Source organism: Streptomyces sp. NPDC019443 (assembly GCF_044389785.1).
Taxonomy (GTDB): Bacteria; Actinomycetota; Actinomycetes; order Streptomycetales; family Streptomycetaceae; genus Streptomyces.
Map to the genome: position 1 here is coordinate 456306 of NZ_JBIRYJ010000002.1, position 26728 is coordinate 483033.

27 protein-coding genes are annotated in these 26728 nt (G+C 71.3%); 12 read left to right on the plus strand and 15 right to left on the minus strand.

What is annotated here, in order from left to right; all coding sequences use genetic code 11:
* Positions 1–4 precede the first annotated feature (4 nt).
* From ACH492_RS08275 to ACH492_RS08285, 3 genes are all read left to right on the plus strand, one after another.
* A complete protein-coding gene (locus ACH492_RS08275) occupies positions 5–1303 on the plus strand; it encodes an Ig-like domain repeat protein (protein WP_398984076.1) in 1299 nt (432 codons plus the stop codon).
* Entirely contained in the window at positions 1300–2271 is a 972-nt protein-coding gene (locus tag ACH492_RS08280; RefSeq protein ID WP_398984078.1) for a sortase domain-bontaining protein, read from the plus strand. Before ACH492_RS08275 ends, ACH492_RS08280 begins: the two co-directional genes overlap by 4 nt.
* A 196-nt stretch (positions 2272–2467) precedes the next feature.
* Entirely contained in the window at positions 2468–3217 is a 750-nt protein-coding gene (locus tag ACH492_RS08285; RefSeq protein WP_398984806.1) for a phosphate ABC transporter ATP-binding protein, read from the plus strand.
* Between the two features lie 59 nt (positions 3218–3276).
* Here the strand turns inward: ACH492_RS08285 and ACH492_RS08290 are convergent, their stop codons facing one another.
* Positions 3277–4005 (minus strand): TetR/AcrR family transcriptional regulator, encoded by a 729-nt coding sequence (locus ACH492_RS08290; RefSeq protein WP_398984080.1) that lies wholly within the window; start codon positions 4003–4005, stop codon positions 3277–3279.
* A gap of 29 nt (positions 4006–4034) precedes the next feature.
* Positions 4035–4970: a diiron oxygenase gene (locus ACH492_RS08295; RefSeq protein ID WP_398984082.1), complete on the minus strand. Its 936-nt coding sequence runs from the start codon at positions 4968–4970 to the stop codon at positions 4035–4037.
* 166 nt (positions 4971–5136) lie between these two features.
* Between ACH492_RS08295 and ACH492_RS08300 the strand changes: the two genes are divergently transcribed.
* Entirely contained in the window at positions 5137–6249 is a 1113-nt protein-coding gene (locus ACH492_RS08300) for a ferritin-like domain-containing protein (protein WP_398984084.1), read from the plus strand.
* 79 nt (positions 6250–6328) lie between these two features.
* On the opposite strand, the gene ACH492_RS08305 is transcribed toward ACH492_RS08300, so the two are convergent.
* From ACH492_RS08305 to ACH492_RS08330, 6 genes are all read right to left on the minus strand, one after another.
* Complete coding sequence (locus ACH492_RS08305; RefSeq protein ID WP_398984086.1) at positions 6329–6787, minus strand: DUF3291 domain-containing protein; 459 nt, start codon at positions 6785–6787, stop codon at positions 6329–6331.
* Positions 6784–7836 carry an amidase family protein gene (locus ACH492_RS08310; protein WP_398984088.1) on the minus strand — a complete coding sequence of 351 codons (1053 nt, stop codon included), beginning with the start codon at positions 7834–7836 and terminating at the stop codon, positions 6784–6786. Before ACH492_RS08310 ends, ACH492_RS08305 begins: the two co-directional genes overlap by 4 nt.
* Positions 7837–7841: 5 nt before the next feature.
* Positions 7842–9302 (minus strand): penicillin-binding transpeptidase domain-containing protein, encoded by a 1461-nt coding sequence (locus ACH492_RS08315; protein ID WP_398984090.1) that lies wholly within the window; start codon positions 9300–9302, stop codon positions 7842–7844.
* Positions 9299–10678: an FtsW/RodA/SpoVE family cell cycle protein gene (locus ACH492_RS08320; RefSeq protein WP_398984092.1), complete on the minus strand. Its 1380-nt coding sequence runs from the start codon at positions 10676–10678 to the stop codon at positions 9299–9301. Before ACH492_RS08320 ends, ACH492_RS08315 begins: the two co-directional genes overlap by 4 nt.
* Before the next feature lie 94 nt (positions 10679–10772).
* Positions 10773–11075: a zinc-ribbon domain-containing protein gene (locus ACH492_RS08325; RefSeq protein ID WP_398984094.1), complete on the minus strand. Its 303-nt coding sequence runs from the start codon at positions 11073–11075 to the stop codon at positions 10773–10775.
* Positions 11072–13249 carry a HEAT repeat domain-containing protein gene (locus tag ACH492_RS08330; protein WP_398984096.1) on the minus strand — a complete coding sequence of 726 codons (2178 nt, stop codon included), beginning with the start codon at positions 13247–13249 and terminating at the stop codon, positions 11072–11074. Before ACH492_RS08330 ends, ACH492_RS08325 begins: the two co-directional genes overlap by 4 nt.
* A gap of 115 nt (positions 13250–13364) precedes the next feature.
* Here ACH492_RS08330 and ACH492_RS08335 point away from each other — a divergent pair, with 115 nt between their 5' ends.
* On the plus strand, positions 13365–14165 hold the full coding sequence (locus ACH492_RS08335; protein WP_398984098.1) for a nuclease-related domain-containing protein: 801 nt from the start codon (positions 13365–13367) through the stop codon (positions 14163–14165).
* Positions 14166–14199: 34 nt separating this feature from the next.
* On the opposite strand, the gene ACH492_RS08340 is transcribed toward ACH492_RS08335, so the two are convergent.
* Positions 14200–15105: an ATP-dependent DNA ligase gene (locus ACH492_RS08340; RefSeq protein ID WP_398984100.1), complete on the minus strand. Its 906-nt coding sequence runs from the start codon at positions 15103–15105 to the stop codon at positions 14200–14202.
* Positions 15102–15989, minus strand: coding sequence for a non-homologous end-joining DNA ligase (ligD, locus tag ACH492_RS08345; protein ID WP_398984102.1), 888 nt, complete (start codon positions 15987–15989; stop codon positions 15102–15104). Before ligD ends, ACH492_RS08340 begins: the two co-directional genes overlap by 4 nt.
* A gap of 49 nt (positions 15990–16038) precedes the next feature.
* Here ligD and ACH492_RS08350 point away from each other — a divergent pair, with 49 nt between their 5' ends.
* Positions 16039–17139, plus strand: a complete 1101-nt coding sequence (locus tag ACH492_RS08350) for a Ku protein (RefSeq protein WP_398984104.1) — start codon at positions 16039–16041, stop codon at positions 17137–17139.
* Between the two features lie 142 nt (positions 17140–17281).
* On the opposite strand, the gene ACH492_RS08355 is transcribed toward ACH492_RS08350, so the two are convergent.
* Positions 17282–17890: a TetR/AcrR family transcriptional regulator gene (locus ACH492_RS08355; RefSeq protein WP_398984106.1), complete on the minus strand. Its 609-nt coding sequence runs from the start codon at positions 17888–17890 to the stop codon at positions 17282–17284.
* Positions 17891–17935: 45 nt separating this feature from the next.
* Here ACH492_RS08355 and ACH492_RS08360 point away from each other — a divergent pair, with 45 nt between their 5' ends.
* The 3 genes from ACH492_RS08360 to ACH492_RS08370 are packed head-to-tail and all read left to right on the plus strand — an operon-like array spanning position 17936 to position 20900.
* Positions 17936–18862, plus strand: a complete 927-nt coding sequence (locus ACH492_RS08360; RefSeq protein ID WP_398984108.1) for a DUF2867 domain-containing protein — start codon at positions 17936–17938, stop codon at positions 18860–18862.
* A 42-nt stretch (positions 18863–18904) separates the two neighbouring features.
* Positions 18905–20155 (plus strand): precorrin-6y C5,15-methyltransferase (decarboxylating) subunit CbiE, encoded by a 1251-nt coding sequence (gene cbiE, locus ACH492_RS08365; protein ID WP_398984110.1) that lies wholly within the window; start codon positions 18905–18907, stop codon positions 20153–20155.
* Positions 20156–20165: 10 nt separating this feature from the next.
* Positions 20166–20900, plus strand: a complete 735-nt coding sequence (locus ACH492_RS08370) for a cobalt-precorrin-6A reductase (RefSeq protein WP_398984112.1) — start codon at positions 20166–20168, stop codon at positions 20898–20900.
* 58 nt (positions 20901–20958) lie between these two features.
* Here ACH492_RS08370 and ACH492_RS08375 read toward each other — a convergent pair whose 3' ends face one another.
* Both ACH492_RS08375 and ACH492_RS08380 read right to left on the minus strand, forming a co-directional pair.
* On the minus strand, positions 20959–21585 hold the full coding sequence (locus ACH492_RS08375) for a precorrin-8X methylmutase (RefSeq protein WP_398984808.1): 627 nt from the start codon (positions 21583–21585) through the stop codon (positions 20959–20961).
* Between the two features lie 65 nt (positions 21586–21650).
* A complete protein-coding gene (locus ACH492_RS08380; RefSeq protein ID WP_398984114.1) occupies positions 21651–22274 on the minus strand; it encodes a MerR family transcriptional regulator in 624 nt (207 codons plus the stop codon).
* A 94-nt stretch (positions 22275–22368) separates the two neighbouring features.
* Between ACH492_RS08380 and ACH492_RS08385 the strand changes: the two genes are divergently transcribed.
* From ACH492_RS08385 to ACH492_RS08395, 3 genes are all read left to right on the plus strand, one after another.
* Complete coding sequence (locus tag ACH492_RS08385; RefSeq protein ID WP_398984116.1) at positions 22369–22782, plus strand: DUF3291 domain-containing protein; 414 nt, start codon at positions 22369–22371, stop codon at positions 22780–22782.
* A 1065-nt stretch (positions 22783–23847) separates the two neighbouring features.
* The gene (locus ACH492_RS08390) at positions 23848–24441 is read left to right on the plus strand and encodes a carbonic anhydrase (protein ID WP_398984118.1); all 594 of its coding nucleotides are present in this window, start codon (positions 23848–23850) and stop codon (positions 24439–24441) included.
* Positions 24438–25991, plus strand: coding sequence for a SulP family inorganic anion transporter (locus ACH492_RS08395; RefSeq protein ID WP_398984120.1), 1554 nt, complete (start codon positions 24438–24440; stop codon positions 25989–25991). Before ACH492_RS08390 ends, ACH492_RS08395 begins: the two co-directional genes overlap by 4 nt.
* Positions 25992–26052: 61 nt before the next feature.
* Here the strand turns inward: ACH492_RS08395 and ACH492_RS08400 are convergent, their stop codons facing one another.
* The gene (locus tag ACH492_RS08400; RefSeq protein ID WP_398984123.1) at positions 26053–26442 is read right to left on the minus strand and encodes a VOC family protein; all 390 of its coding nucleotides are present in this window, start codon (positions 26440–26442) and stop codon (positions 26053–26055) included.
* Positions 26443–26466: 24 nt separating this feature from the next.
* On the minus strand, positions 26467–26595 hold the full coding sequence (locus tag ACH492_RS08405) for a hypothetical protein (RefSeq protein WP_398984125.1): 129 nt from the start codon (positions 26593–26595) through the stop codon (positions 26467–26469).
* Positions 26596–26728: the final 133 nt, after the last annotated feature.

Genomic DNA, 26728 nt, shown 5'->3' on the forward strand with positions numbered 1-26728 from the left:
CACCATGAAGTTCAGAACTGCACGCCGACCCCTGTCGGTCGCCCTCGCATCGCTCCTCGCCGCCGGCGCGCTCGCGCTCGGCACCACCGGAGCCAGGGCCGATGTCCTCGGCCCGATGGAGGTGACCCCGGCCACCGGTACGGACACCAGCGGGGTCACGCTGACCACCGCCGGGCCGTGCCCGGCCGAGGCCACCAACCTCATCGTCGCGGTGAAGGGCTCGGGCTTCCCGGCCGAGGGCCAGATCGTGGTGAGCAACTCACCGCTCGAGACGTACGGCTCCACGGGCAACGGCGGCATCGTGGTGCCGCTGACGCAGACGATGCGGGACTACGCCAGCACGGCGGGGTTCACCACGCTGGAGGGGCGCTACGACTTCACGCTGACCTGCCGGGCCGCCTTCGGTTCGACGACGTACGGCGATTTCACCGCCCCCATCTGGTTCACCTCCAACACCGCCTACCAGAACACCGCGCCCGCCGCCGCGACCACGACCACCCTCGCGACGGCTCCAGTGAGCCCGGTCGTCCAGGGCACGGCCGTGAAGCTGACGGCGGCGGTGGCCCCGGCCGAGGCGGCCGGTTCGGTCCGTTTCCTGGACGGGGCGACCCAACTCGGCTCCCCCGTCGCCGTGTCGGCGGGAGCGGCCACCCTGACCGCCGCCGCCCTGGCCGTCGGCGCACACTCGCTGAAAGCCGAGTTCACGCCGTCCGACCCGGCGGTGTACGGCTCTTCGGCCTCTGCGGCCCTGTCGTACACGGTCAAGATCAAGCCGCCGGCGGTCGTCACACCGGCGAAGGTGACCGGCACCCTCAAGGTCGGCTATACGGCCACCTGCACCGTGGCCTTCAGCGACGCGACGTCGATCAAGTACCTCTGGCTCCGCGACGGCGCAGTGATCAGTGGGGCCATCGCGCGCACCCGCCCCCTCGTCGCCGCCGACTACAACCACAAGACCGCCTGTCGCGCGATCGCGGCCAACAGCACCGGCAGCACCACCTCGACCAGCGCGGCCGTGACCGTGGCTGCGGGCCCGGCGCTGAAGAACGTGACGAGGCCCTCGATCACAGGCACCGCCAGGGTGGGCTACCGGCAGACCGCCAGGCCCGGCACCTTTACCCCCGCCGCCACCACGTACAGCTACACCTGGAAGCGCGACGGACGGACGATCACCGGTGCGACCCGCGTGACGTACTACCCGACCAGGGCCGACCGCGGCCACCTGCTCACCGTCACCATCACGGCCAAGCGCCCCGGATACGCCTGGGGTTACGCCACCTCGGTGTCACGGAGGATCGGATGACAGCGCCGAGTGCCCTGGCCGACGCCGTGGCACAGGGCGACCTGCCGCCGTCCGGCGGCACGTCACCTGGCAACCCGTCATCTCCGGAGTCCGGCGGGGCGCGTCAGGCGCGCCCGGCCGCGGGCCCCGGACTGCGCGTCGTCAGCGCGGCGTTGAGCATCCTCGCCGCGCTGCTGCTCGGATTCGTCGTCGACGTCGGTCTCGTGGGCGACCTCCGGCACGCCCGCGACCGGCAGGTCGACTACGCCGGTTTCCGGTCCGACCTGGCCAATGGTGTCGCCCCCATCGGCCGGTCCGCGGGTGGCGGCGTGGCGCCGGAACCCGGCGCGCCGGTGGCGATGCTGGAGATCCCCGTACTCCAGCTGCGCGAAGTCGTCCGCGAGGGCACCACGGCACAGGACCTGGCCCGGGGGGCGGGCCACCGCCGGGACACCACGCTGCCGGGCCAGGCCGGAGTCAGCGTCGTCATGGGCCGCCAGGCGACCTATGGCGGGCCGTTCCGACGCCTGGGCGACCTGACGGAGGGGGACCGGTTCACCGTGACCACCGGGCAGGGGAAGCACACGTACAAGGTCATCGGCCCGCGCCGGGAGGGCGACCCCCAGCCGTCGGCGCTCACCGCCGGCCGTGGCCGCCTCACCCTCATCACGGCCGATGGCACCCCGTTCATGCCCCGCGGCATTCTGCGGGTGGACGCCGACCTGGTCTCGGACGCCCAGCCCACACCGCCGACTGCCGTCCCGCCGGGGGCCCTGCCGGAGGACGAGAGGCCGATGGCCATGCAGCAGACGGCCTGGCTGCCACTCGTGCTGTGGGGCCAGGGGCTGGTGCTGGCGGCCGCGGCCATCGCATGGGCGCACGCCCGCTGGGGCCGGCCGCACACGTGGGTGGTGGGCGTGCCGCTGCTGGGCGCCCTCGGCCTGGCGGTCGCCGACCAGGCGGCGCTGTTGCTCCCCAACCTGCTGTAACCCAGTCTCCGCCGAAAAAGGATGTGCCGTGACCGACCAGACCACCCAGACCGAGACCACCCTCCCGGTCCCGGCGCGCGCCGATGGCTCCGGGAGCCCCGGAGCCGCCGGAGCGCCCGGAGCGCCCGGGGCGACAGGCACGACAGGCACGACAGGCACTACAGGCACGACAGGGGCGACCCTTGAGGCCCGCCGGATCTCGGCCTGGTTCAGCGACCACAAAGTCCTCGACCGCGTGTCGCTGACCATGCCGACGAGCCTGGTGACGGCACTCATCGGCCCCTCCGGATGCGGCAAGTCGACCTTCCTGCGCATCCTCAACCGCATGCACGAACTCGTCCCGTCCGCCTCCCTCGCGGGCGAGGTGCTGGTCGACGGCCAGGACGTCTACGCGCCCGGCCAACGGCTGACCGAGGCGCGGCGCCAGGTCGGCATGGTGTTCCAGAAGCCGAACCCCTTCCCGGCGATGTCCATTTACGACAACGTCACCGCGGGCCTGAAACTCACCGGCATCCGGCTGGGCGGCAGCGCCAGGGACGACCTCGTCGAGGAGTGCCTGACCAAGGCGGGCCTCTGGAAGGAGGTCCGCACCCGCCTCCGCCAGCCCGGCGGCGCACTCTCCGGCGGCCAGCAGCAACGTCTGTGCATCGCCCGCTCCCTGGCCATCCGTCCCAAGGTCCTCCTGATGGACGAACCGTGCTCGGCGCTCGACCCGACGTCCACCCGCCGCATCGAGGAAACGATCCGCGAACTGGTCCACGAGGTCACGATCGTGATCGTCACCCACAATATGCAGCAGGCGGCGCGGGTCTCCGACCAATGCGCCTTCTTCCTCGCGGAACAGGGCACGCCGGGCGCGATCGTCGAACACGGCCCCACTCCGGCGATGTTCTCCGCGCCGTCGGACCCGCGGACGGCGGACTACGTGGAGGGCCGCTTCGGATAGGCCCCGTAGCGACTCGGGGGATGGCTCACTCCGCGGACGGCTTTGACGCCCGGCGTCCGCTACAGCAAGCCCCCCGCGTCCCCCACCACCGGCCCCACCCGCCGTGCCAGCACCCCCACGGGCCCGGACGGCGTCTCCAGCGCCACCAGTTGTCTGACCGCCTCCGCCGTCTCCTCGTCGCTCGCCGCCGTCGCCGCGAGCAGCGCGATCAGATGGTCGACCAGCCAGTCCCGCAGCTCCTCCGCCGGCGGCTGCTTCCCCTCGTCCAGCCAGATCAGCGACGCCGCCTCGACCGCCGCGATCCAGGTGCGCACCATCATCCGCAGCCGCGGACCCGGCCGCGCGACGCCGATGTGGACGAGGATCTGCTCGGCCGCGGCCCGCCGCACCTCGTCGACGATCGCCGTCGTACGGGAGGTCTCGGCGACGCTGCCCCCGCGCAGCAGCGCGCTGAACCCGGCGTCGTGTTCGTCGACGAAGACGAGATAGCGGTCGAGGACCCGGGAGACCCGCTCGGTGGGCGGTCCCGCGGGCGGCTCGGTGAAGCACAGTTCCAGCTGGTCGGCGGCGGAGCGCAGAGCCGTCTCGTACAACTGCTGCTTGCCCCCGGGGAAGTAGCGGTAGACGAGGGGCCGGGAGACCCCGGCCGCCTCGGCCACGTCGTCGAGGGACACCTCGTCCGGCGGCCGGTGCGCGAAGAGCGTGAGCGCGGCGGCGAGGAGCTGCCTGCGGCGCTCCTCGACGCTGAGCCGTCGGTAGGCACGGGTCGCTGGAGCGGGACTGGTCATGCTCGCAGCGTAACCGCCCCGTTCCTGGATTACGCGAGGAGGCCCGAGCTCTTCCAGAGCCTGCGGCCCGGGCCCCGCAGGACGCCGATGTCGTCGAGGAAGTCCGTCAGCCGCTTCGCGCCCGACTGCATCACCTCGCGGCGGTGGCCGCTCGCCTTCACCTGGGCGACCGCCTCGCGCCGGTCGAGGCCGACGTCCGTGTACACCTGCGGATTCACGAAGCAGACCGAGAAGACCCGCGCCGCCTCCCCGCAGCTCAGGCGCGTGAGCTCCTGCTCCCAGCGCGGCGCTGTCACCATCTGCCGGCGCAACTCCTCGCGGGCGTATCGCACATGACGCGCCTCCTCCACCACGTGGATGCGGGTCACGCCGCGCACCAGGGTCTGGACGCGCTCGTCCGGGAAGGTGAGGCGCTGCATCCAGTCGAGGATCTCCTCGCCGAGCAGCGTCGCCGCGAACGAACCCGGTGTGGTCGAGACGGTCTTCAGGACGCGCGCCAGATTGTGGTAGAGCCGCGGTACGGGATACGCCGGCGCCCCGCCCTTCTGGATCAGCCGGGCGAACATCATCGAGTGCCGGCACTCGTCCGCGATCTCGGTGAGCGCGTACCGCACATGGCTGCTGGTCACGGGCTTGTCGTAGATGTGCCTGACCAGCAGCTGCATCAGGATGATCTCGAACCAGATGCCCAGCGAGGCGAGCGACGCGGACTCGCGCCTGGCCAGGTCCAGCCGCTGTTCCTCGGACATCCTGTGCCACAGCGGGGTGTCGTAGAGGGAGAGCAGCTCCGGCGGCCAGAACCACTTGCCCTCCTCGACCGGGGAGTCCCAGTCGAGCTCCTTGTCGGGGTCGAAGGAGTGCTTGGAGGAGGACTCGAGGAGACGCTGGGCGACCTGCTCCCGGTCCCGGAGCGGGCCGAGTGCGTCGCGGAGTTGCTGCACGTCGCTTTCGGTCACTGTTGTCATGGCTGAGGGCACCTCGCGGGTGGGGTGAGCAACGTCAACCTTTATGAGACTGCCTGTCAGTAAGACCGTCAATCCCTTGCGTACGACTTGTTGACTGGACGTCTACCAACGTGTGAGCCTGCCAACTGTACGTAGTGGTACGGGATATGAGGCGAAGGAGCCGTCAGTGTCGACTCACGACCGCTACACGCACGCCCCGGAGAGCTTCCACTGGCAGGTCCCGGCCTCCGGCGCTGCCCGCTTCAGCTGGGAGTACGAGGACGGCCGCGACCGGCTGCTCGCCCTGTACCAGAAGGGCAAGGACAAGCAGTGGGACGGCGCAAAGCGCATCGACTGGGACCTGGAGGTCGATCCGTACGACCCGCTGGGCACCCCCGACGAGGCGCTCACGCTCTACGGCTCGCGCCACTGGCCGAAGCTGACCGAGAAGGACAAGGGGGAGCTGCGCAGGCACTACACCTCCTGGCAGTTCAGCCAGTTCCTGCACGGCGAGCAGGGCGCGATGGTGTGTGCGGCGCGGATCGTGGAGTCGGTGCCCGATCTGGACGCGAAGTTCTACTCCGCCACCCAGACGATGGACGAGGCCCGGCACGCGGAGATCTACAGCCGCTTCCTGCACGACAAGATCGGGATGCTCTACCCGATCAACGACAACCTCCAGGGGCTGCTCGGCGACACCCTGCGCGACTCACGCTGGGACATGCCGTACCTGGGTATGCAGGTCCTCATCGAAGGGCTCGCGCTCGCCGCGTTCGGCCTGCTCCGGGACACGACGGACAAGCCGCTGCCGAAGCAGATCCTGGCCTACGTCATGCAGGACGAGGCACGCCATGTCGCCTTCGGGCGGATGGCGCTGCGTGACTACTACAAGCAGCTCAGCGACGCGGAGCTGCGCGAGCGCGAGGATTTCGTCATCGAGGGCTGCTACTTGATGCGCGACCGGCTCAGCGGGGTCGAGGTGCTGGAGAACTTCGGCATCCCCAAGGCCGAGGCGGCGGAGCTCTCCGAACAGTCCGAGTTCCTGCAGCTGTTCCGGAAGCTGCTGTTCAGCCGGATCGTGCCGTGCGTCAAGGACATCGGGCTGTGGGGCGAGCGCCTGCAGAAGGCCTATCTGGACATGGGCGTCTTCGAGATGGGCGACGCCAACCTCGACCTCCTCATGTCCCAGGACGAGGAGATCGCCGAGCAGCTCGACCGCGAACGCTTCGCGACGGAGGAGCAGGCGCGGGTAGCGGAAGTGGAGGAAGCGATCGCGGAGGGCGCGCAAGCGGCGGGCTGAGCCGAGGGGCCGACGGGCTGAGGCGCCGACGAGCCGACGGGCGGGGGTCGGCAGACCCGTGGGGCAGCAGCTGGGCTGATCACTCCGCCGTCGGCGGCGGGAAGCTCGTCCGCAGCGTGAACGCCCGTGGCGTCGGGCCGTGTTCGCGTACATGGAGCAGGCGATCCTCCGCCTCCTGGACCGTCGGGCGGTGGCCCCGCTCCACCCACCACTGCGTGCTCATGACCTCCTGGACGCGTTCGAACCACTCGTAGCGCCGCCCCAGCAGCTCCCTGTGCTGTCCCTGGTACATGAACGCGGTCAGGGCGTCCGTGTCCCGCCACACCGACATGTTCAGGATCAGCCACTCGTCCCCGAAAACCGGCACATCCGTGGCATTTCCGGTCTCGCTCTGGAGTCGCCAGATGAAGCCGTCCGCCGCGTCCGCGACAGCGTTCACCGGGTCCAGGCCGTCGACGAAGTCCTTCAACTCCGGGGAATCCAGCGGGAATTTGAGTCGGGCTATGTTCACCTGGGCGAGCTCGTGGGTCATGGTCATGGGCGCACCATAATCGTGTACCGCTCCGCCGCCACCGCCATTTCGAGGAGCGAGACGTCCGCGCCGCGCGCCGCGACCAGTTGCAGGCCGGCCGGGCAGCCGTCGCTCGTGAAGCCGGCCGGGACGCTTGCGGCCGGGTGGCCGCTGAGGTTGAACGCCCAGGTCAGGGCGGTGGAGTAGAGCTCGCCCGGGCCTTCGTGGCCGTGCGGGCGGTTCGGGGTGGCCGGGGTGAGGAGCAGCTCCGCCTCCGCGAACAGCGCGCCGAGACGGCGGTCGTTCTCCGCGCGCACCGCCGACCCCGCCGAAGGCTGTCCGCGCCGTACCGCCTGCCAGGCGTCCCGCGGGTCGAGCAGCGCGAACGGCCGCTCGTCGAGGCGTACGACTCCGGCCGAGACCAGCCGCTCCACCGCAGCCCTCGCGACCGACTCCACCTCCGGGTCCGTCCGCGCGAAACCCAGGTCGGGCGACCAGCGCGCCCGTACCGGGAACGGCGGCCGCACCTCCGCGTACCCGTCAAGGACGCAGCGCAGATACGCCCGCGCGTCCGCCGCCGTGCGCGTCAGCACCCCCGCCGTCGTCAGACCGGTCCGGTCGGGTGAGGGCAGCAGGCCGTTCGTCGTCTTCAGGCCGAACACCCCGCACCAGGCCGCCGGGATGCGCACCGACCCCGCCCCGTCGCTGCCGGTGGCCAGGCCCACCATCCCCGCCGCGACCGCCACCGCCGAACCGGCCGACGAGCCGCCCGGCGTACGGTCCGGGCGCCAGGGGTTGACCGTGCGGCCGTGCGCGCCGAGGCCCCAGGTCTGCCAGTACGTGCCGGGGCCCGGCACCGCCGTCGAGCCGACCGGCACCGCGCCCGCCGCGATCAGCCGCCGGGCCGCGTACGAACGGATACCCAAGGGCCCCTTCACCGCGAACGGGATCCCAGTGAGGGGCAGTTCGGGCGAAACCCCGCATGCCGAAGACGCCGCCTCGCCCCACACCTCGATGAAAGCGCACAACTGCGGGTCGAGCCGCGCGATGCGCTCCAGGGCCTCCTCCACCGTCATACGGCTCAGTGTCGCAGCGCCGCCTCCATCACCGCCCGCGCGATCGGCGCCGCGCTGCCACCGCCGCTGATCTCGCCGCGGTCGGCCGACACGTCCTCCTCGACGACCACGGCGACCGCGACCGCCGGCTGGCCCGCGTCGGCCGCCTGCGCCCAGGAGATGAACCAGGCATAGGGCCGACCGGTGTTGTCCAAGCCGTGCTGCGCCGTACCGGTCTTGCCGCCCACCGTCGCCCCTTCGATCGCCGCGTTCTCACCGGTGCCCTCCTCCACGGCCTGGACCATCATCCGCTGGAGCTGCTGCGCGGTCGCGGGGTTCATCGCCTGCTGGTACGACTGCGGGTAGTTCCGTGCGACCGTGCGACCGTCCGACCTGGTCACCCGGTTCACCAGATAGGGGCGTTTGAGATCCCCGCCGTTGGCGACAGCGGCCGACACCATCGCCATCTGCAGCGGCGTCGCCGTGGTGTCGAACTGCCCGATCGAGGAGAGCGCCAGCTGATCGACGGTCATATGGCGGTCGAAGTTGGACACGGCGACGCCCGAGGGGATCCGCAGCCTGCGGTCGTTGAAGCCGAACCTGCCGACCGTGTCCAGCATTCCGGCCAGGCCCACCTTCACCCCCAGATGCGCCATCACGGTGTTGCAGGACCACTGGATGGCGTACGCGAGCGAGGCGTCGCCGCAGCCGTCCGTCGCGTTGGGGAGCGTCGTTCTCGTGCCGGGCAGAACATACGGATCGGGCGCGCCGGACGGCGCGTCGATGTCCGTGACCACACCCGCGTCCAGCGCGGCGGCCGCCGTCACGATCTTGAAGGCGGAGCCGGGCGGATACGTCTGCCGGATGGCCCGGTTGAGCATCGGCTGGCTGCCCGAAGCATTGAGCCTCGCCCACTCGGTCTTGACCGGCGGCCCGGTACCGGAGAGCAGCCCGGGGTCGTACGAAGGGCTGCTGACCAGTACCAGGATCTTCCCGGTCGACGGTTCGAGCGCGGCGACCGCGCCCCGTTTGCCGCCGAGCCCGTCGAACGCGGCGCGCTGCATCGAGGGCCTGATGGTGGTGACGACATCGCCGCCGGGCTGCTGGATGCGGCTGATGTCGTTCCAGAAGGGCAGCGGCGCGAGCATGGCGGCCGTGCCGGTCAGGACGCCGTCCTCGGCGTTCTCGACGAGGGTGGTGCCGTACGTCTGCGAGGCGTAGCCGGTGACGGGCGCGTACATCGGGCCCTGGGTGTAGGTGCGTTCGTACCGCAGTTGCTGGCCGGTGTCCTTGGAGCCGGTGACGGGCTTGCCGCCGACCAGGATGTCGCCGCGCGGCTCGTCGTAACGGGCAATGGCAAGGCGCCGGTTGGCCGGGTTCTTGTCGAGCGACGAGGATTCGATGATCTGCACGCGGGCGGCATTGACCAGCAGCGCGACCAGGAGCAGCAGACACAGAGCGGCGGCGCGCCGGATGTAGCGGATCACCGTTCGTCCTCCAGGACCGGCGCGATGACGCCGGTAACGACCACGTCGGGATGCGGTGAGCGGGCCGAGTCGCTGACCCTGATGAGCAGCGCCACGATGATCCAGTTGGTGACGACGGACGAACCGCCCTGGGCAAGGAAGGGCATCGCCATGCCGGTCAGCGGGATCAGACCCATCACGCCGCCCGCGATGACGAACACCTGGAGGGCGATGATCGAGGCGAGCCCGATGGCGAGCAGTCGTCCGAAGGGGTCGCGCAGGGCGAGCCCGGCGCGGTAGCCGCGCGCCACCATCAGCGCGTACAGCATGAAGATCGCGGTCAGGCCCACCAGGCCGAGCTCCTCGCCCGCGGTGGCGAGGATGAAGTCCGACTTGGCTGCGAAGCCGATGAGGATGGAGTGCCCGAGGCCGAGGCCCGCGCCGAGCATCCCGCCGGCGGCGAAGGCGAAGAGCGACTGGGCGAGCTGGCTGGGGCCCTGGCCCGCCCTGATGGTGGCGAAGGGGTCGAGCCAGTCCTCGACCCGGCTGTGGACGTGCGGTTCGAGGGCGCCGACGGCGAACGCGCCGGCCGCCGCGAGCAGCAGTCCGACCGCGATCCAGCCGGTCCGGCCGGTCGCCACGTACAGCATGATCACGAAGAGTCCGAAGAAGAGCAGCGAGGTCCCGAGGTCGCGTTCGAGGACCAGTACGACGACGCTGAGCAGCCAGATCGCGACGATCGGGCCGAGCACCCGGCCGGTGGGCAGCTGGAGCCGCCAGATCCGGCGGCCGGTGTAGGCCAGGGCGTTGCGGTTGGCCGCGAGATACGCGGCGAAGAAGACGGCGAGCAGGATCTTGGCGAACTCGCCCGGCTGGAAGGAGAGTCCGCCGATCCGGATCCAGATCCTGGCGCCGTTCACGGCGGGGAAGAGGATCGGCACGATCATCAGGACGAGGGCGGCGACGACCGAGAGATACGCGTAGCGCTGCAGGACCCGGTGGTCGCGCAGGAAAACGACGGCCACGATGAACAGCGCGACACCGAGGGTGGACCAGATCAGCTGGGCGGGCGCGGCCTCGTCGAGCGGGGTCTCCAGGTCGAGACGGTAGATGAGCACCAGGCCGAGGCCGTTGAGGAGGACCGCGATGGGCAGCAGCAGCGGGTCGGCGTAGGGGGCGCAAAAGCGCACGGCGAGATGCGCGAGGAGGGCCAGTACGCCGAGGCCCGCTCCATAGCGCATGGCGTCCGGCGGAACCGCGCTGTTCTTCGTCAGGCCGACGTCGATGTAGCCGTAGACGCACATGAGGACGGCGCAGACGAGGAGCGAGAGCTCGACGCCCCGCCGCTTGGTGAGGCGTAGTTCGGGCGGAGGAGCGTCGCCCGTCGTTGCGGTCATGCCACGCAACGTAGCAAGACGCAGGCCTTTTTCCCTTTATGTCATAGAGCGCCGAAAATGAGCAGACGGGCCGTAAGCTCCGGCTCGGGGCCCGTCAGTACTGGTACGGCTGCTGGCCGGGCTGCTGCTGAGGCTGCCCGTACGCCTGATCGCCCGGCCCGCCCGCGCCCTGGAGCTGCAGCTGCTCCGCCTGCTCCTTGGTCACCTGCTGCTCCATGCCGCAGAAGGTGCACTGCGTCGCGTACTTCGTCGAGAACGGGAACAGCGGCACGAAGAACAGCGTGAACTTCGTGACGCGCTTCCTGAGCGTGTGCGCCGAGGGATTGCCGCAGTGCCCGCACACCAGCGTGAGTATCGCCAGCTGGTAGAGGTAGCCCTTGGTGCCGAAGATGATCATGCTGTTCTCTCCCTCGTCAGTGCCCGCCGGCACAGGGCCAGCAGCTTCTCGTCCGTAAAGATGTCATGGCTGCCGTATCCGCCGTCGATCGCGTTGTGACGTCGTACGGCCGCGAGCTCGTCGCGCAGGATCCGCTCCGCGCCCTCGGCCGTCAGCTCCGCCAGGCACTCGGCGATCGGGACCCGGGTGTTCGGCAGCCCCTCCCAGGCCGCCAGCAGCACCGGCCATGCCCGCCCATGATCGCCCGTCACCCGCCAGAGCGCGATCGCCCCGTCCACCCGGGTCCACGGCTCCGCCGCCCGCAGCAGGTCACCCAGCGCCCCGGCGGCCTCCTCGCCCGCCGGCCCCAGCGCGCCGAGCGCCCTCGCGGCCGACCGCCGGGCCCCGGAGTCCGCGCCGGACAACGCCGCACGCAGCACCGGCAGTACGGGCTCGGCGTCACCCTCGATCGCCCACAGCGCCCCCGCCGTCCGTGCCGCGAGGGACTCCGAGAAGCCGGAGCCGACGCCCACGCAGCGCAGCAGCTCCCGCAGCTCCGGAACGGCCTCCCGCGCACCGGGCCCGAAGGCGGTGAGCGCCCGCAGCGCCGACTCGGCCACCCACTCCCTGCGGTAGTCGGGCGCGCCCCGCAGCACCCGCAGCACCTCGGGCACCGCGTCGGCGGCCCGCAGCGCCGTCAGCCCGTACAGCAGCGGCCCGGCCCGGTCGTAAAGCCGCTCGTCCAGCTCGATTTCGCCGAGACGGTGGCGCAGTGCGGGGGCGAGCGACGCCGCGGCCGCGCCCAGATGGTCCAGCACATAGCCCAGATCGTGCGGCGCCTCGGGCCGCTGAAGCGTCCGCGCGAGCACCGGCACCGCGCGCCGGTCGCCCGCCCGGGCCAGCGCGGCGAGCGCGCTGCCGAGCGTGGGCGGCCCGTTCTCCCACTCCCGGACCCAGGCGCCGGGGTCCGCGGCCACCCGGTCCGCCAGCGCGTCCGCGGCGGGCGCGGCGAGGCCGAACAGCTCCCCGAGCGCGTCGGCGGCCGCGTCCGCAAGCCGTTTCTCCGGGTCGGCGAGCTGCTCCCCGATCAGGCCGACCAACTCGTGGTACGCACCGCGCCAGGTCCGCAGCAGCCCGCTGCTCATCCGTACGGCATCGATCCGCTGGCTCCAGTCGGGGCTGCACAACTGGTCGGCGAGCAGGGCGATCCGGTCGTCGACGCGGTCGCCGAGTCCGGAGTGGAGCGTACGCAGCAGATCCGCCGTCCAGGGCGCGCCGCGGCCCGCACGGTCCGCCTCGTGCATCTCGCGCAGCCGGCCGAGGAGCGTGGGCGTCGACGGCCGCTCGGGCACGGGTTCCGTGGCGGGTGCCGCGGGCTCGGCGCAGGAGCCGACCGACTCCGCGCAGGGGCCCACCGGTTCCGCGGCGGTGCCCGCCGACCCGGCCGCCGGGCTTGCCGTCACCGGCTCGGCGCGCAGTTCGCGCAGCAGGCCCGTCACCCCCGGCACGACATCGGCCGGCAGCGCATCCGGCGCGCAGCGGGCGAGCTGCGCGAGCGCGGCCAGCCGCAGCCCCGGGTGGTACGGCGCCCGGGTCAGCCCGGTGAGCCACTCCACCACCTCGGGCGCCAGACCCCGGTGGCGCAGCGCGATCCGGCCCGCGGCCTCGACGCAGGCGAACCGCACCTCCACATCCGGCTCGACGCCGAGCCGCTCCCGCAGCAGTCCGAGCACCAGCTCGGGATCGTCGTGCAGCGTGGCGAGCGCGAGCGGAGCCGTGAGCCGCACGCCGCGGTCCTCCGCGTCGACCAGCGCGAGGAAGACGTCCGCGCCCGCGGTCACGGCGGACGAAGCCATCGCGTAGTTCGCGGCGTGCTCGAACTCCTCGTCCTCCGGGTCGAGTTCGTCGTCGCCGTCCAGATCGATGCCGCCGATGCTGGTCAGCAGCTCGACGATGCCACCCCGGTCCTGAACCGCGGGATCCGCCACGAGCTCGATGAGGAAGGGAATGCAGGCGAGCGTCGAGTCGTACACATCGCCCTGGTGGTGCACCGATCCGTACATCCCGTCGAGTGCCGTCTCGCGCTCCGCGGGATCCGCGGACGCGAGTCCGAACAGCATGTGAGGCACATCGTCCGCCGGCCCATAGGCGTGCGCCAGTGATGCCCAGTCGACCTCGTCGATCCCCCCGAACACGCTTGCCCCCTCCCAAGAACCTTGCGCTTGGGGAGAGTGTGCACTACGGCTCCGGCATCGCGCGGTTATTGCTCCGAAGGCCCCACGGCTGTTCCCATGGTCGAGGGGTGGTGGCATGACGGAACTGCGCGTCACACCGGCACGAGAGCAGGGCCGGGACAGGCTGTACGTCAGCCTCCCGGACGGCCGCAACGTCGCCTGGTACGACAGGGACAGCGGCCGCGTCAGCCTGGTCTCCGAACGCCACCGCGCCGATGCGCTGGCCGCCCTCGCCCCGTATCTGACCGGCGAGGTCACCGTCGGACCTCCGCCCGTGCCCACCTCCGCCGATCTCGCCAGGCTGACCCTGCACCCGGACGACGACCTCGCCCCCAACCGCCCCGGCGAGGCGCTCCACGCCGAGCTGGACCACCTCCCCGCCGGGCGCCGCTTCCGGCAGGACCCGCGCCGCGCGGAACTCGCCGCCCAGCAGCTGCTCGGCGACGCTCTCGACCGGCTGGAGGGCGCGGGCTGGCGGATCATTCACTCGGTGCCGCTGCCGGGCGCCGACCGCATCGACCATCTGGCCGTCGGCCCGGGCGGGGTGCTGGCCGTGCACACCCTGGCGGCCCGCCGGCTGCGGGTGCGGATCGCCGACCCGATGGTCCGGGCCGGCCGCGGAGTGCCGGGCCCGCTGCTGCGGCTGACCCGCCGCCGGGCCGAGCGGGCGACCCTCGCGCTGACGGCGGCGGTGCGCCCGGTCCTCGCCGTGGTGGGGGCGGCGCGGCTGGATGTGCTGCCCGCGCCACCGGACGTACGGATTCTGCGGGAGAACGAGGTGCCCGCGCTGGCCAGGCTCAGCGGCGTACTGAAGCCCGCGGACATCGAGGCGCTCTACGCGGCGGCGCGCGACCGCCGCACCTGGCTGCGCGCGTAATCCGGCCCTGTCCGGCCCTGCCAGTCGTGGTCCTCTAGTCGTGGTCCTCGGGGAGCCGCAGCCGCAGCACTGTGGTGACCGTGTGCCGTGTCGTGCCCTGCTCCACCTCGGCCGTCAGCCCGGTCTCCACGGCCCGGTACTCGACCTCGCCCACGCCGACCGCCATCGCCGTCCCCGTCCCGGTGCTCGTCCGGCCGGTCAGCGCGGCGGCCGCCTGTGCCCGCAGTGCGGGTGCCAGGGGGCTCGATACCAGCGGCGTGTCGTCGTCCGGCAGTACCAGTACGAGCGCGCTCGGCCGCGCCTGCGGCCCGGTGAAGCCGACGACCGCCGCATCGCGCGCGGAGGTGTGCCGAAGTTTCTGCCACGCGCGCGTGCCGCTCCGATACGTCTGGTCGAGGCGCTTGACCACCAGGCCCTCGACGCCTATCGCGGGCAGCGACTCGAACCAGGTGGCCGCCTCCCCGGCGTCCAGGGTCATCGGCACGGGCTGCAACGGCGGACCGAGCGGGCCGAGCAGCGCGACCAGCCGCGCGCGCCGTTTCTCGTACGCCGACAGCCGCAGATCCTCGCCTCCCTCGGCGAGCAGATCGAAGGCGGCGTACGAGGCGGGCAGCCGGCGTGCGAGGGCCGGTGCGCGCCCCGGAGTGGCGGCCGCGCGCTTCTGTACGGCGGCGAAGTCGATGCGCCCTTCCGTCCAGACCACCACCTCCCCGTCAAGCACCGTGCCGTCGGGCAACTGCCGTGCCGCGTCCGCGAGATCGGGGAACGCGGCGGTGATGATCCGGCCCGAACGGGCCTGGAGCAACACCTCGCCGCCGAGCCGGAAGATCACCATCCGGTGGCCGTCGAACTTCGGCTCGTACGCCAGACCGCGCCCACGCGGCAGGACGCTCACCGATTCGGCGAGCGCGACCTTCAGGGGCGGCCTGGGCGCGTTCATGGCGGCCCGTCCGGCAGCCGCCCGGCCCGGTTGAGATTGATGAGCGGGCCGAGCAGATCCCCGTACCGGTCGAGCCGTGGCGCGATGTCGCCGATCCGGAAGACGAGATTCTGGTGCGCCTCGATCTCCTCCCAGGTGACGGGCGTCGAGACGGTCGGCTCGGTGCGGGCGCGCAGGGTGTAGGGGGCGGCGGTGGTCTTCGCGGCGGCGTTCTGGCTGTGGTCGACGAAGACCTTGCCGGGCCGCAGGGAGCGCTTCATCCGGTGCAGGATCAGGCCGGGCAGCGCGGCCTCGCCCTCGACGGCCAGGCTCTTGGCGTACGCCGACACCTCCTCCGAGGGGGTGGGCTCCACCGGCACGAGGACATGCAGCCCCTTGGAGCCCGAGGTCTTGGCGTACGCGTGCAGTCCGTCGGCCGCGAGCCGCTCGCGCAACCAGAGCGCGACGGAACAGCACTCGGCGATCGTCGCGGGGGCGCCCGGATCGAGGTCGAAGACCATGCGGTCGGCCATCGCCGGCTCGTCCGCCTGCCACTGCGGCGTATGGAACTCCACGACCAGATTCGCCGCCCACATCAGCGACGCGAGGTCCTGCACGACGACCTGCCGGGCGTTCTTGTCCTCCGAACGGGGGACGGCGACGGTCCGGACCCAGTCGGGCGTTCCTGGCGGCGGGTTCTTGGTGAAGAACAGCTGGCCGTCGGGCCCGTCCGGGTACCGCAGGAAGGACAGCGGACGGTTGTGGAGATGGGCGAGGATCGCACCGGCGGTGGTGGCGTAGTAGTGCAGGATCTCGCCCTTGGTGGTGCCGGTGGCGGGGTGGATGACCTTCTCCAGATTGCTGAGCGCCAGGCGCCGCCCCTCCACCTCCGTGATCGGCGTCATACGATGAGAATCCCACGAATCCCGAAATTTCTGATGAAAGGGATGAAACGTGCGATCCATATGGAACGGCGCGATCTCCTTCGGTCTGGTCAGCATTCCGATCAAGCTGGTGAACGCCACCGAGAGCCACTCGGTCTCCTTCCGGCAGATCCACACCGTCGACGGCGGCCGGATCCGCTACCGCAAGGCCTGCGAGCTGGAGGAGAAGGAAGTGCCGGCCTCCGAGATCGGCAAGGGGTACGAGGACGCGGACGGATCGATCATCCCGATCACCGATGAGGATCTCGCGGCCCTGCCGCTGCCCACGGCGAAGACGATAGAGATCGTCGCGTTCGTGCCGGCGGAGCGGATCGATCCGCTCCAGATGGACGCGGCGTACTACCTGTCCGCCAACGGCGTCCCGGCCGCCAAGCCGTACACGCTGCTGCGTGAGGCGCTCAAGCGGAGCCAGAAGGTCGCCGTCGCCAAGTTCGCCCTGCGCGGCCGGGAACGCCTCGGCATGCTGCGCGTCGTCGACAATGTGATCGCCATGCACGGGCTGCTCTGGCCCGACGAGATCCGCTCTCCGCGGGAGGCGGCCCCGGACACCGAGGTGACGGTCCGGGAGGCGGAACTCGACCTGGCCGACGCTCTGATGGACACGCTCGGCGACGTCGACCTGGATTCGCTGCACGACGACTACCGGACGGCGGTGGAGGCGATGATCGCCGCGAAGGTGGAGGGCGGCGAGGTGGCTCCCGAGACCGCGCCGGCCGAGCGCGCGGGCGGCAAGGTCATCGACCTGATGGCCGCGCTGGAGAAGAGCGTTCAGGCGGCGAAGGAGGCGCGCGGGGAGGAGGGCGAGGAGGTCGCAGAGGTCACCTCGATCAAGGGGCGCAAGCGGGCGGCGGCTTCGCCGAAATCGACGGGCGGTGCGGGCGCGGGCGAGGGCGCGAAGAAGTCCACCGCGAAGACGGCGAAGAAGACGGCGGCGAGCGCGAAGAAGACCACGGCGGCCAAGTCGACGGCGAGCAAGCCGGCGGCGAGCAAGTCGACAGCGAGCAAGTCCACCGCCACGAAGTCCACCGCCACGAAGTCCACGGCCGCGAAGAAGACGACGAAGAAGGCCGTGGCCAAGAAGGCGACCCCGAAGAAGCGCGCCTCGGCGTGAGGCTGACTGCGCAGCCTGCGCGCCACGCGCAGCTCGCCCGCCGCGCCTCGCGTTCGCGCCTAAGGTCGAGGCGGCCTGTTGCGGCCTCCAGCGGCGCCTCACAGGCACAGGTGCGGCGACTGTTCTGCCTCGGCGGCGCCGTCTATGCGCGGCGCAGCAGGTTGTCCAGCACGGACTCCAGATAGTCGGCGCGCTCGGCCCCGACGGGCAGCGTCTGCGGCACGGCATGGCTCAGCTGCGTGTGCCCGAGATAGCTGGTGTAAGCGAGCAGCCCGCGCTGCCGCGCCTGGTCCGGCGGGAAGCCCAGCTCCTCGAAGAGATGCGCCACATAGCCGACCCGGCGCTCCGTCACCCGCGCCAGTACGGCGGCGACTTGGGGATGGTCGGCAGTCGCGAGCAGCGAGACCTCGAGGGGGTCGTCGGCGGCGGACGCCGTCACCTGCGCGAAGAGGGTGCGCAGCCGCCGCTCCGGGTCCGGCTCGGACTCCATCGCGGTGATGATCTCCTCGGTGCAGATCTCTTCCCACCGGGCCAGCGCCGCCTCGATCAGCGCATCCCGGTTGGTGAAGTGCCAGTAGAAGCTGCCCTTGGTCGTGCCGAGCCGGGCGGCGAGCGGCTCCACCGCGACGGCGGCGAGCCCGCGCTCCCCGATGGCGGCGAGCGCCGCGTCGGCCCAGTCGCGGGCCGAGAGCCTCTTGCGGCCCTGCCCCGGTCCTGTCTGCGGGGCCTCTTCTGCTTGCACCATGACCATACGCTACCGTACGGTGAAACATACGCCACCGTATGGAGGTGCGTGATGCGCACGGTACGGAACGTTCACGAGCGGCTGATCGACGCCCCGGCGGAGGTGGTCGGCGCCCTGCTCGACCGCATCTCCTCCCCGGACGACCCGCTCAGCCCGAGCCCCGTCTGGCCCCCGATCCGGTTCGACGGCCCCCTCGGCGTCGGCGCGGACGGCGGCCACGGCTTCGTCCGCTACTCGATCGGCGCGTACGACCCGGGGCGCAGCATCCGCTTCGACTTCAGCCCGCCGGGCAACGGCTTCCACGCCCTCGCGATAGAACCGCTGGACGCCGGCCGCTGCCGGGTCCGCCATGTCCTCGAACAGGAACAGGGCCTCAAGGCATGGCTGTTGTGGACCCTGGCGATCCGCCCGATGCACGACACGATGATCGAAGAACTCTTCGACAACATCGAGCGCGCCGCGTCCCCCGCCGGTCTGCCACGTCCCTACCGCTGGACCCGCTGGGCCCGCCTGATGCACGGTCTGGTCCGGGAGCGCCCGACCGCCACGAGTGTCCCGACGGAAGCCGAACTGGCCCACCAGGCATTCGCCGCCCCGGACTTCGCCGACGCGTACACCCTCCCCCTGCGCCCGGGCATGCCCCGCGACCCCCAGGCCTGGCGCAAGGTCCTGCCCTTCCCGGTCCGGGCCACGGCCCCGGACGAACTCCTGCTCGGCGAGGACGGCGGCCATCTCGACTTCCGCGCCTCGGTCCTGATCGCCGGCGACAAGGTCACGCTCACCACGGTGGTGAAGTTCCACAACTGGCGCGGCAGGCTCTACTTCGCGGCGGTCCGCCGCCTCCACCCCCTCATGGCCCGCAGGATGCTCCGCCGCACCCACCGCCGCCTGACCTTCGCGGCCCCGCCCGCGCCTGACCGGACACCGTCGCCGCCCGACCTGTCACCAGCACGGATGGACGAAACGGCCGACCAGTAGAGTGCGCCTTCGTTCCTCTCTCCGTTCCCGAGGTGTCCGTCCGTGAGTTCCGCGAGTTCCGCGTCCCCCAGCACACCGGCCGTGACCGTCGTAGGGGTCGGAGCAGACGGCTGGGACGGAATTCCCGCCGCCTCGCAGCAGGCGCTCCTCGACGCCGAGGTCCTCGTCGGGGGGCCGCGCCAGCTGGAGTTGCTGCCGCCCGCCTGCGCGGGGGATCGAGTGGCCTGGCCGTCGCCGCTGCGGCCCGCCGTGCCCGGGCTGCTCGCGGCCCACGCCGGGCGTCGTGTCGCCGTGCTGGCCAGCGGCGATCCCATGTTCTACGGGATCGGGCGGGCGCTCACCGAAGTGCTCGGCGCCGGTGTGCCGCGGGTACTGCCGCACCCGTCCTCGGTGTCGTACGCCTGTGCGCGCCTGGGCTGGCCGCTGGAGGACACCGAGGTCGTGACGCTCGTCGGCAGGCCCACCGCGCGGCTCGGCGCGGCGCTGCACGACGGGCGGCGGCTGCTCGTCCTCAGCGCCGGGGCCGCGACGCCCGCCGACGTCGCGGCCTTCCTGCGCGAGTACGGGTTCGGCCCCAGCCGGATGCGGGTGCTGGAGCAGCTGGGCGGGGAGCGCGAACAGCGGGCGGAAGGGACCGCCGACGCCTGGGACCTGCCGCCCGGCGATCCGCTGAACGTCATCGCCATCGACTGCCGCCGTGCCCCGGGCGCTCTGCGCCTCGGCGCCGTACCAGGGCTGCCGGACGCCGCGTACGAACACGACGGGCAGCTCACCAAGCGCCATGTGCGTGCCGCAACGCTCGGCGTGCTCGCCCCCGCCCCCGGCGAACTGCTGTGGGACATCGGCGGCGGCTCCGGCTCCATCGCCGTCGAGTGGATGCGTACGCACCGCTCAAGCCGGGCCGTCACCGTAGAGCGCGACCCCGCCCGGGCAGAGCGCATCTCCCGCAACGCTGACCGGCTCGGGGTGCCGGGGCTGCGGGTCGTCACCGGCACCGCGCCCGAGGCGCTCGCCGGGCTGCCCATGCCGGACGCGGTGTTCGTCGGTGGCGGGCTGACCGTGCCGGGGCTGCTCGAAGCGTGCTGGGAGGCGCTGCCTCCGGGCGGGCGGCTGGTCGCCAACACCGTGACGCTGGAGTCCGAGGCGCTGCTGGCCGACTGGTACCGGCGCCGCGGCGGCGAGTTGGTACGGCTCGCTGTGGCGCACGCCGTCCCGGTGGGCGGCTTCACCGGCTGGCGGCAGGCCATGCCCGTGACGCAGTGGGCTGTCACCAAGTCGGGAGACGAACGATGACCGGCGCCCGATGCACGTACTGATACTCGGCGGGACCACAGAGGCCCGCCGCCTCGCCGAGTCCCTGCAGCCGGCTGCGCGGGTCACCACCTCGCTCGCCGGACGCGTCACCGGCCCCACGCTGCCCGCGGGCGAGGTCCGCATCGGCGGCTTCGGCGGGGCCGAGGGCCTGGCGCAGTGGCTGCGCACCCACCAAGTGGACGCGCTCGTCGACGCCACCCATCCCTTCGCGGAGACGATCAGCTTCAACGCGGCGTCGGCCGCGGTCACGGCACACGTTCCCCTGCTGGCCCTGCGCAGGCCCGGCTGGGCCGCGGGCGCGGGCGACGACTGGCACATCGCCGGCTCACTGGAACAGGCCGCCGGGATGCTTCCCGCCCTCGGCCGGCGGGTCTTCCTCACCACCGGACGGATGGGCCTCGCCGCCTTCGCGGGCCTCGACCAACTCTGGTTCCTCATGCGGTCGGTGGACGCCCCGGAGCCGCCGATGCCGTCCCGGACGGAGGTGCTGCTGGACCGGGGCCCCTTCACGCTCGACAGCGAGCGCGAGCTGTTGCGCCGCCACCGCATCGACCTCCTGGTCACCAAGGACAGCGGCGGGGCCGCCACCGCCCCCAAGCTCACCGCCGCCCGCGAGGCCGGACTGCCGGTGGTGGTGGTCCGGCGACCACCGGTCCCGGACGGGGTGGAGGTGGCGGTCACCGTGGACGAGGCGGCCGCCTGGCTGAGTCAGTTCTCCGGATAGCGGCGAGGACCCGGCCCGCTCACTGTTCCTCTCACTCTCCCTCTTCCTCCTGTTTCTCTCACTCTTCCTCGCTCGCTAGAGCGTTGACCGCGGCGGCGGCGATGGCGCTGCCGCCCCGGCGTCCGCGCACCACCAAGAAATCGAGACCCGAGGGGTGTTCGGCAAGCGCGTCCTTGGACTCGGCCGCCCCTACGAAGCCGACCGGCACTCCGATGACCGCCGCCGGGCGCGGTGCGCCCTCCTCGATCATCTCCAGCAGCCGGAAGAGAGCCGTGGGCGCATTGCCGACGGCCACCACCGCGCCCTCCATGCGGTCGCGCCACAGCTCCAGGGCAGCGGCGCTACGAGTGGTGCCGAGCTCGGCCGCGAGGCCCGGAACCGACGGGTCGGACAGCGTGCACACCACGTCGTTGTCCGCGGGCAGCCGCTTGCGGGTCACCCCGCTCGCGACCATGGAGACATCGCACAGGACGGGCGCGCCGGCGCGCAGCGCCGCGCGGGCGCGGGCCACCACGTCCGGGGTGAACGAGAGGTCGCGTACCAGGTCGACCATGCCGCAGGCGTGGATCATCCGGACCGCGACCCGGCTGACATCGGCGGGCAGCCCCGCGAGATCCGCTTCCGCGCGGATGGTGGCAAAGGACTGGCGGTAGATCTCCGCGCCGTCCTTCTCGTACTCGAACACTGTGCTCTCGCTCATCTCTTCAACGCGTTACGGCCGGAACCGGCCGACTGTATCCGCCACCCGGATCAACCGCGGTATCGGACGGTCGACTCGGCTTCCTGCGCGAGGCGGCGCAGGGCCATCAGCGCAGGCTCCAGGAGAAACGTAAGCAGTACGGCGCGCTCGGCCTTCTCGAGCGGATCGTCCGGCCCTTCGAGCTGGTCCAGGTCCAGGGTGGCGGTTTTCTCGGCGAGCTGCGCGTAGGGAACGAGGGAGTGCCAGTCGTAGTCCACGCCGAGAGAGCGCAGGGTGTGGAGCGTCTGTGTGATGACGTCACGGGCGGGATTGTGCTCCGTGACCTCCCAGCCCATCTCCGCCAGCAGCGCGCTCACCTCGGAGTCGTCCGCATCGCCGTCCTCGTCCTTGGCGGCGCCGGAGGCAGGCCAGACACCGAACACGAGGCCGAGCAGCTCATGCAGGTTGGTCGCGTGCTCGGAGACGGCTTCCAGCACGTCCTTGGCTGCACTGACCGACAGTCCTCGCACGCCGATCAGAGCGCGGATCAGCCGGAGGCGCCGCACATGCGACTCTCCGTACTCCGCCTGGGTCGCCGCGGTTGCGCGGCCCGGCGGCAGGAGCCCTTCGCGCAGGTAGTACTTGATCGTCGCTGTGGACACCCCGCTGCGGCGGCTCAACTCAGAAATTCGCATCCCGGTCCTGTTTCCCTGCTTCCAACCGGCCATTGGGTAGCGGTACTGTCTAATATAGATACTGCTACTCACCAACTGTGGAGGCGAGACTATCGTGCCGACTCTTCCCTGGACGAAGCCGAACCCGGCTCGGCCCAACACCCGCGCCTTCGTCATGGCCTCCCGCCTTGAGGTGAAGTCCATCAAGAACGTGCCGGGCTTCTTTCTGAAGGCGCTCTCCGCCTGGAGGCAGGTGCGCTCGGCGCCGGGCGCGCTGGGTGCGTCCCTCGAAGCCCGGCTGCTGAAGGGTGTTTTCTTCACCCTGTCCGCCTGGGAGGACAAGGAGGCGCTCTATACCTACGCGAGGACCGAGCCCCACAAGAGCATCATGATCGGCCTGCGATCCACGATGCGCAGCTCGACCTTCACGTTCTGGGAGGTGTCGGTGGAGGAGCTGCCGATCGCCTGGAAGGACGCCAAGGCGCGCATCGACGCCCAGGCCCGCGCGGACGCGGAGGGTGCCCGCTGATCGCAGGACGCGAGTCGGGCGCGGCCCCGGGCGCCGCCATCCTCATCTTCATCCCCGCCGACCGCATCATCCGCAGCCACGACGTGCACCGCCGGCCGCATGAGCGCGGTGATCGTGAACGCCTCGCGGCCCGCGCTCGGTTGACCGGCCCCCTCCCCGCAACTCGCCCTCACCGGCTCCCACGTGGAGCCGAGTGGTCGCCGAACCCGCCCGTGAAGGATTTCGCTCCCCGGCGGTCCGTACGGCGGACCGTACGGCGGTGTCGGACGCAATCGGCGTCTCAACTGGGGTGACCCGCGGTAGCGTCGCCAGACTGCCGCTGTCAAGTGGTGTGACGCTCACGAATGTTTAACGAATCGCTGACTTTTGCGCCGTCGTGCTGTCACAGTGACTGAAGAGGCTGGAGTTACTGACCAGTTGGACCAATTGCTGAGGACCGAAGTCGGGGAGGGACCGTGACACGGCGTATCGCAGCAGCGGACGCACTCGCCGCGCTGTGCACCCTGTTGCTCGCGGTCCTCCTGTTCTGCCAGGCGGCCGTAGACGCCGCCGGAGAAGTGGAATTGGACGCCGGAGGGACTTCCCGAGAGGCCGACTCCATACCTGAGTCGCCCGGCGAACCCGAGCCACCGGGCCCACCGGAGTCATCAGACTCACCGAGCCCACCCGGTGAGCTCAACTCACCCAACGAACACGGCTTGCGCGGCTCACACGCCGACTCGTCCCGGGACGATCCGAATCCCCTGGACAAGCCGCCCCCCTACCGCAACGGCGGCCGGCCCAACAGCCTGCTGACCGCCCACGCCCCGCCCACAGGCGATCGTCCCCCCTCCGCCCGACCGGTGAGGGTGACCCCGCCGCCTCCCGGGTGCTCCACCGACTCCTGGTGCACGGGGCACAACCCCGCTCCACCCGGACAGCACCCCGCAGCACGGCCCGCCGTGCTGCAAGTGTTCCGCCTCTGATCGATTCGTCGGCTCCCGCACGGCTTCCCCCACTCAGCACCTGCGATCCGACATGACGACTCACCACCGCGCGCCTTGGGCGCGCTGGAGGAACACCCCCATGCACATGCTCATGAAGAATGCCCGCGCCTTCCGGGACCGGGCCGCCGCCTGCGCCGACGAGTTCGGCCGCCTCGCGGAAGGCCAGTCCCCACAGGCGCTGTTCATCACCTGCTCCGACTCGCGGGTGATCCCCTCGCTGATCACCGCAGCCCGCCCCGGCGAGCTCTTCGAACTCCGCACGGCAGGCAGCATCATCCCCGAACACGACCCCGAGCGGCACTCGAGCGAGGCGGCCACCATCGAGTACGCCGTCGAGGTGCTCGGCGTCGCCGACATCGTCGTCTGCGGCCACTCCCACTGCGGTGCCGTCGGCGCGATGGTGCGCCGCGAAGACCTCTCCGCCGTCCCCGCGGTCCGCGGCTGGCTGGAGAGTGCGTCACCCCCGCCCCTCTTCGCCGACCCTTCGTCACCGGCCATCGCCGAGGCCGTCCAGCACCATGTGCTGCGCCAGCTCCGGCAGTTGCGCGACTACCCATGCGTCGCCCGCCGGGTCGCGGAAGGGCGCCTCAGCCTGCACGGCTGGTTCTACGAGATAGACACCGGCTCCGTGCTCGTCCACCGGCCGCACGATGACGCGTTCCTTCCGCTGTGAGCGCCGCCGCCACCCGCGAACGCGGGAACCGCGGACGCCACCGGCGGGCGGCGCCGCAGCGCGCGGAGCGACCCTCCGCCTCGACGCTGCGAACCGATCTCACCGCGTCCGTCGTCGTATTCCTCGTCGCCCTGCCGCTGTGCGTGGGCGTGGCCGTTGCCTCCGGCGTCCCGGCGGAACTCGGCCTGGTCACCGGCATCGTCGGCGGACTCGTCACCGGACTGCTCCCCGGGAGCAGCCTCCAGGTCAGCGGACCCGCCGCGGGGCTGACCGTCCTCGTCCTCGAAGCCGTCAACGAATTCGGACTCGGGGCCCTGGGCGTCTTCGTCCTCACGGCGGGCGTGCTCCAGCTGGTCATGGGCGCGCTGCGGCTGGGCCGCTGGTTCCGCGCCATCTCCATCGCCGTGGTGGAAGGGATGCTGGCCGGGATCGGCCTCGTGCTGATCGCCGGTCAGCTCTACGCCATGGCCGACGCGAAGGCGCCCGGCTCGGGCCCCGCCAACCTCGCGGGCCTGCCAGAGATGCTCATCCGTACGGCCCGCACGCCGGAGGCTCTGACCGCCTTCGCTCTCGGCGCGGTCACCGTAGTACTGATGGCCTTCTGGAAGCATCTGCCGCCCAAGGTCCGAGTGGTCCCCGCACCACTGGCCGCCGTGGCTTTGACCACCACCGTCGTGGCGCTGTTCGCACTGCCCGTCAAGCGGGTCGAGGTGCAGGGGCTGCTGGGCGCGATCCGGCCACCGTCCACCGACGACCTCGGCAGGATTACGGATGCCGGAGTGGTCGGGGCGATCGGCACGGTCGTCGCCATCACGCTCATCGCCTCGGCGGAGAGTCTGTTCAGCGCCGCCGCCGTCGACCGTCTCCACACAGGACCCGGCACCGACTACGACAAGGAGTTGATGGCGCAGGGCGCGGGCAACGCCGTCTGCGGCGCCCTCGGGGCGCTGCCGATGACCGCGGTCATCGTGCGCAGCGCGGCCAATGTGCAAGCGGGCGCCCGGACCAAGGCGTCACGGGTGCTGCACGGCGTATGGCTGCTGCTCTTCGCGGCACTCGTACCGGCCGCGCTCGGCCTCATACCGGTCGCCGCGCTCGCCGGAATCCTGGTCTTCTCCGGCTGGAAGCTCATCCCGCTGAAGGAACTCGGGCCGCTGTGGCGCGAGCACCGCGGTGAGGCGCTGATCCTGATGGCCACCGCGGTGGCCATCGTCGCGACCAACATGTTCGAGGGCGTGCTGGCCGGGCTGCTGCTCGCCGTCGCCAAGACGGCGTGGGAGACGTCGCACGTCCAGGTGCACGTCGACGAAGACTCCGACCGCAGCGGCCCCCTCCGTGTGGTCGTCTCGGGCAACGCGACCTTCCTCCGGCTGCCCAGGATCCTCGACAGCCTCGAGGGACTGCCGAAGGACCGGCACATCGAGCTCGACCTGCTGGACCTGCGCCATCTCGATCACGCGTGCAGTACGGCCCTCGCCAACTGGGCCGACCGGCACAACAGGCACAACAAGGAGGAAGGAGCCACCCGCGTCCTGATGCCCACGGGCTGACCGGCCCCGGACGCCTCCGCTTCGCCCGTTTCGCCGCGGCGAGGTGGAGGCGTCCGGTCTGTCAGCCGTGACTGGTGCCGATGGCACCGTGACCGGTGTCGATGACACAGAAGCGATTGCCCTCGGGATCGGCGAGTACGACGAAGTCGGCGTCGTCCGGATAGAGGTCCCAGTCGACGCGCTGGGCGCCGAGGGACACCAGCCGCTCGACCTCGGCGGCCTGGTCGGCCGCGTCCCCGGCGTACAGGTCGAGATGGATCCGCGGATGCTCCTGCACCGGCGTCTCGCTGAGACCGAGCGACAACTGGGGCCCGACCCCATCCGCAGGCACCAGCACCACCCAGTCGTCTTGCATCTCCTCGCGCGGGACGTATCCCAGGGCCTCCATCCAGAAGGCGGCCGCGCGCGGCACATCCGAGACGCCCAGAACAACGGATCCGATTCTCAGCATGCGCCGATTCTGGCGGCACCAACCTCAGACCAGTGCCAGGTACACCGTGAACGGGACCGGGATCACCACGGCCGTGCCGAGCCACCTGCCAAGCCGGTCACCGCGCCGCAGCGGCAGGAGCACCTCCACGATGAGGATCAGGCGGCACGACAAGCGTCTTCCACCGCAGCGTCACCGTGGCCGCCATCCGGCTCTGGCTTCGCGGGTAGATCCAGTATCCCAGCGCACGGACGCGCCTGTCACCGTTCTCCTGAATGATCTTTGTGTGCCATATGCGCCTTTAGAT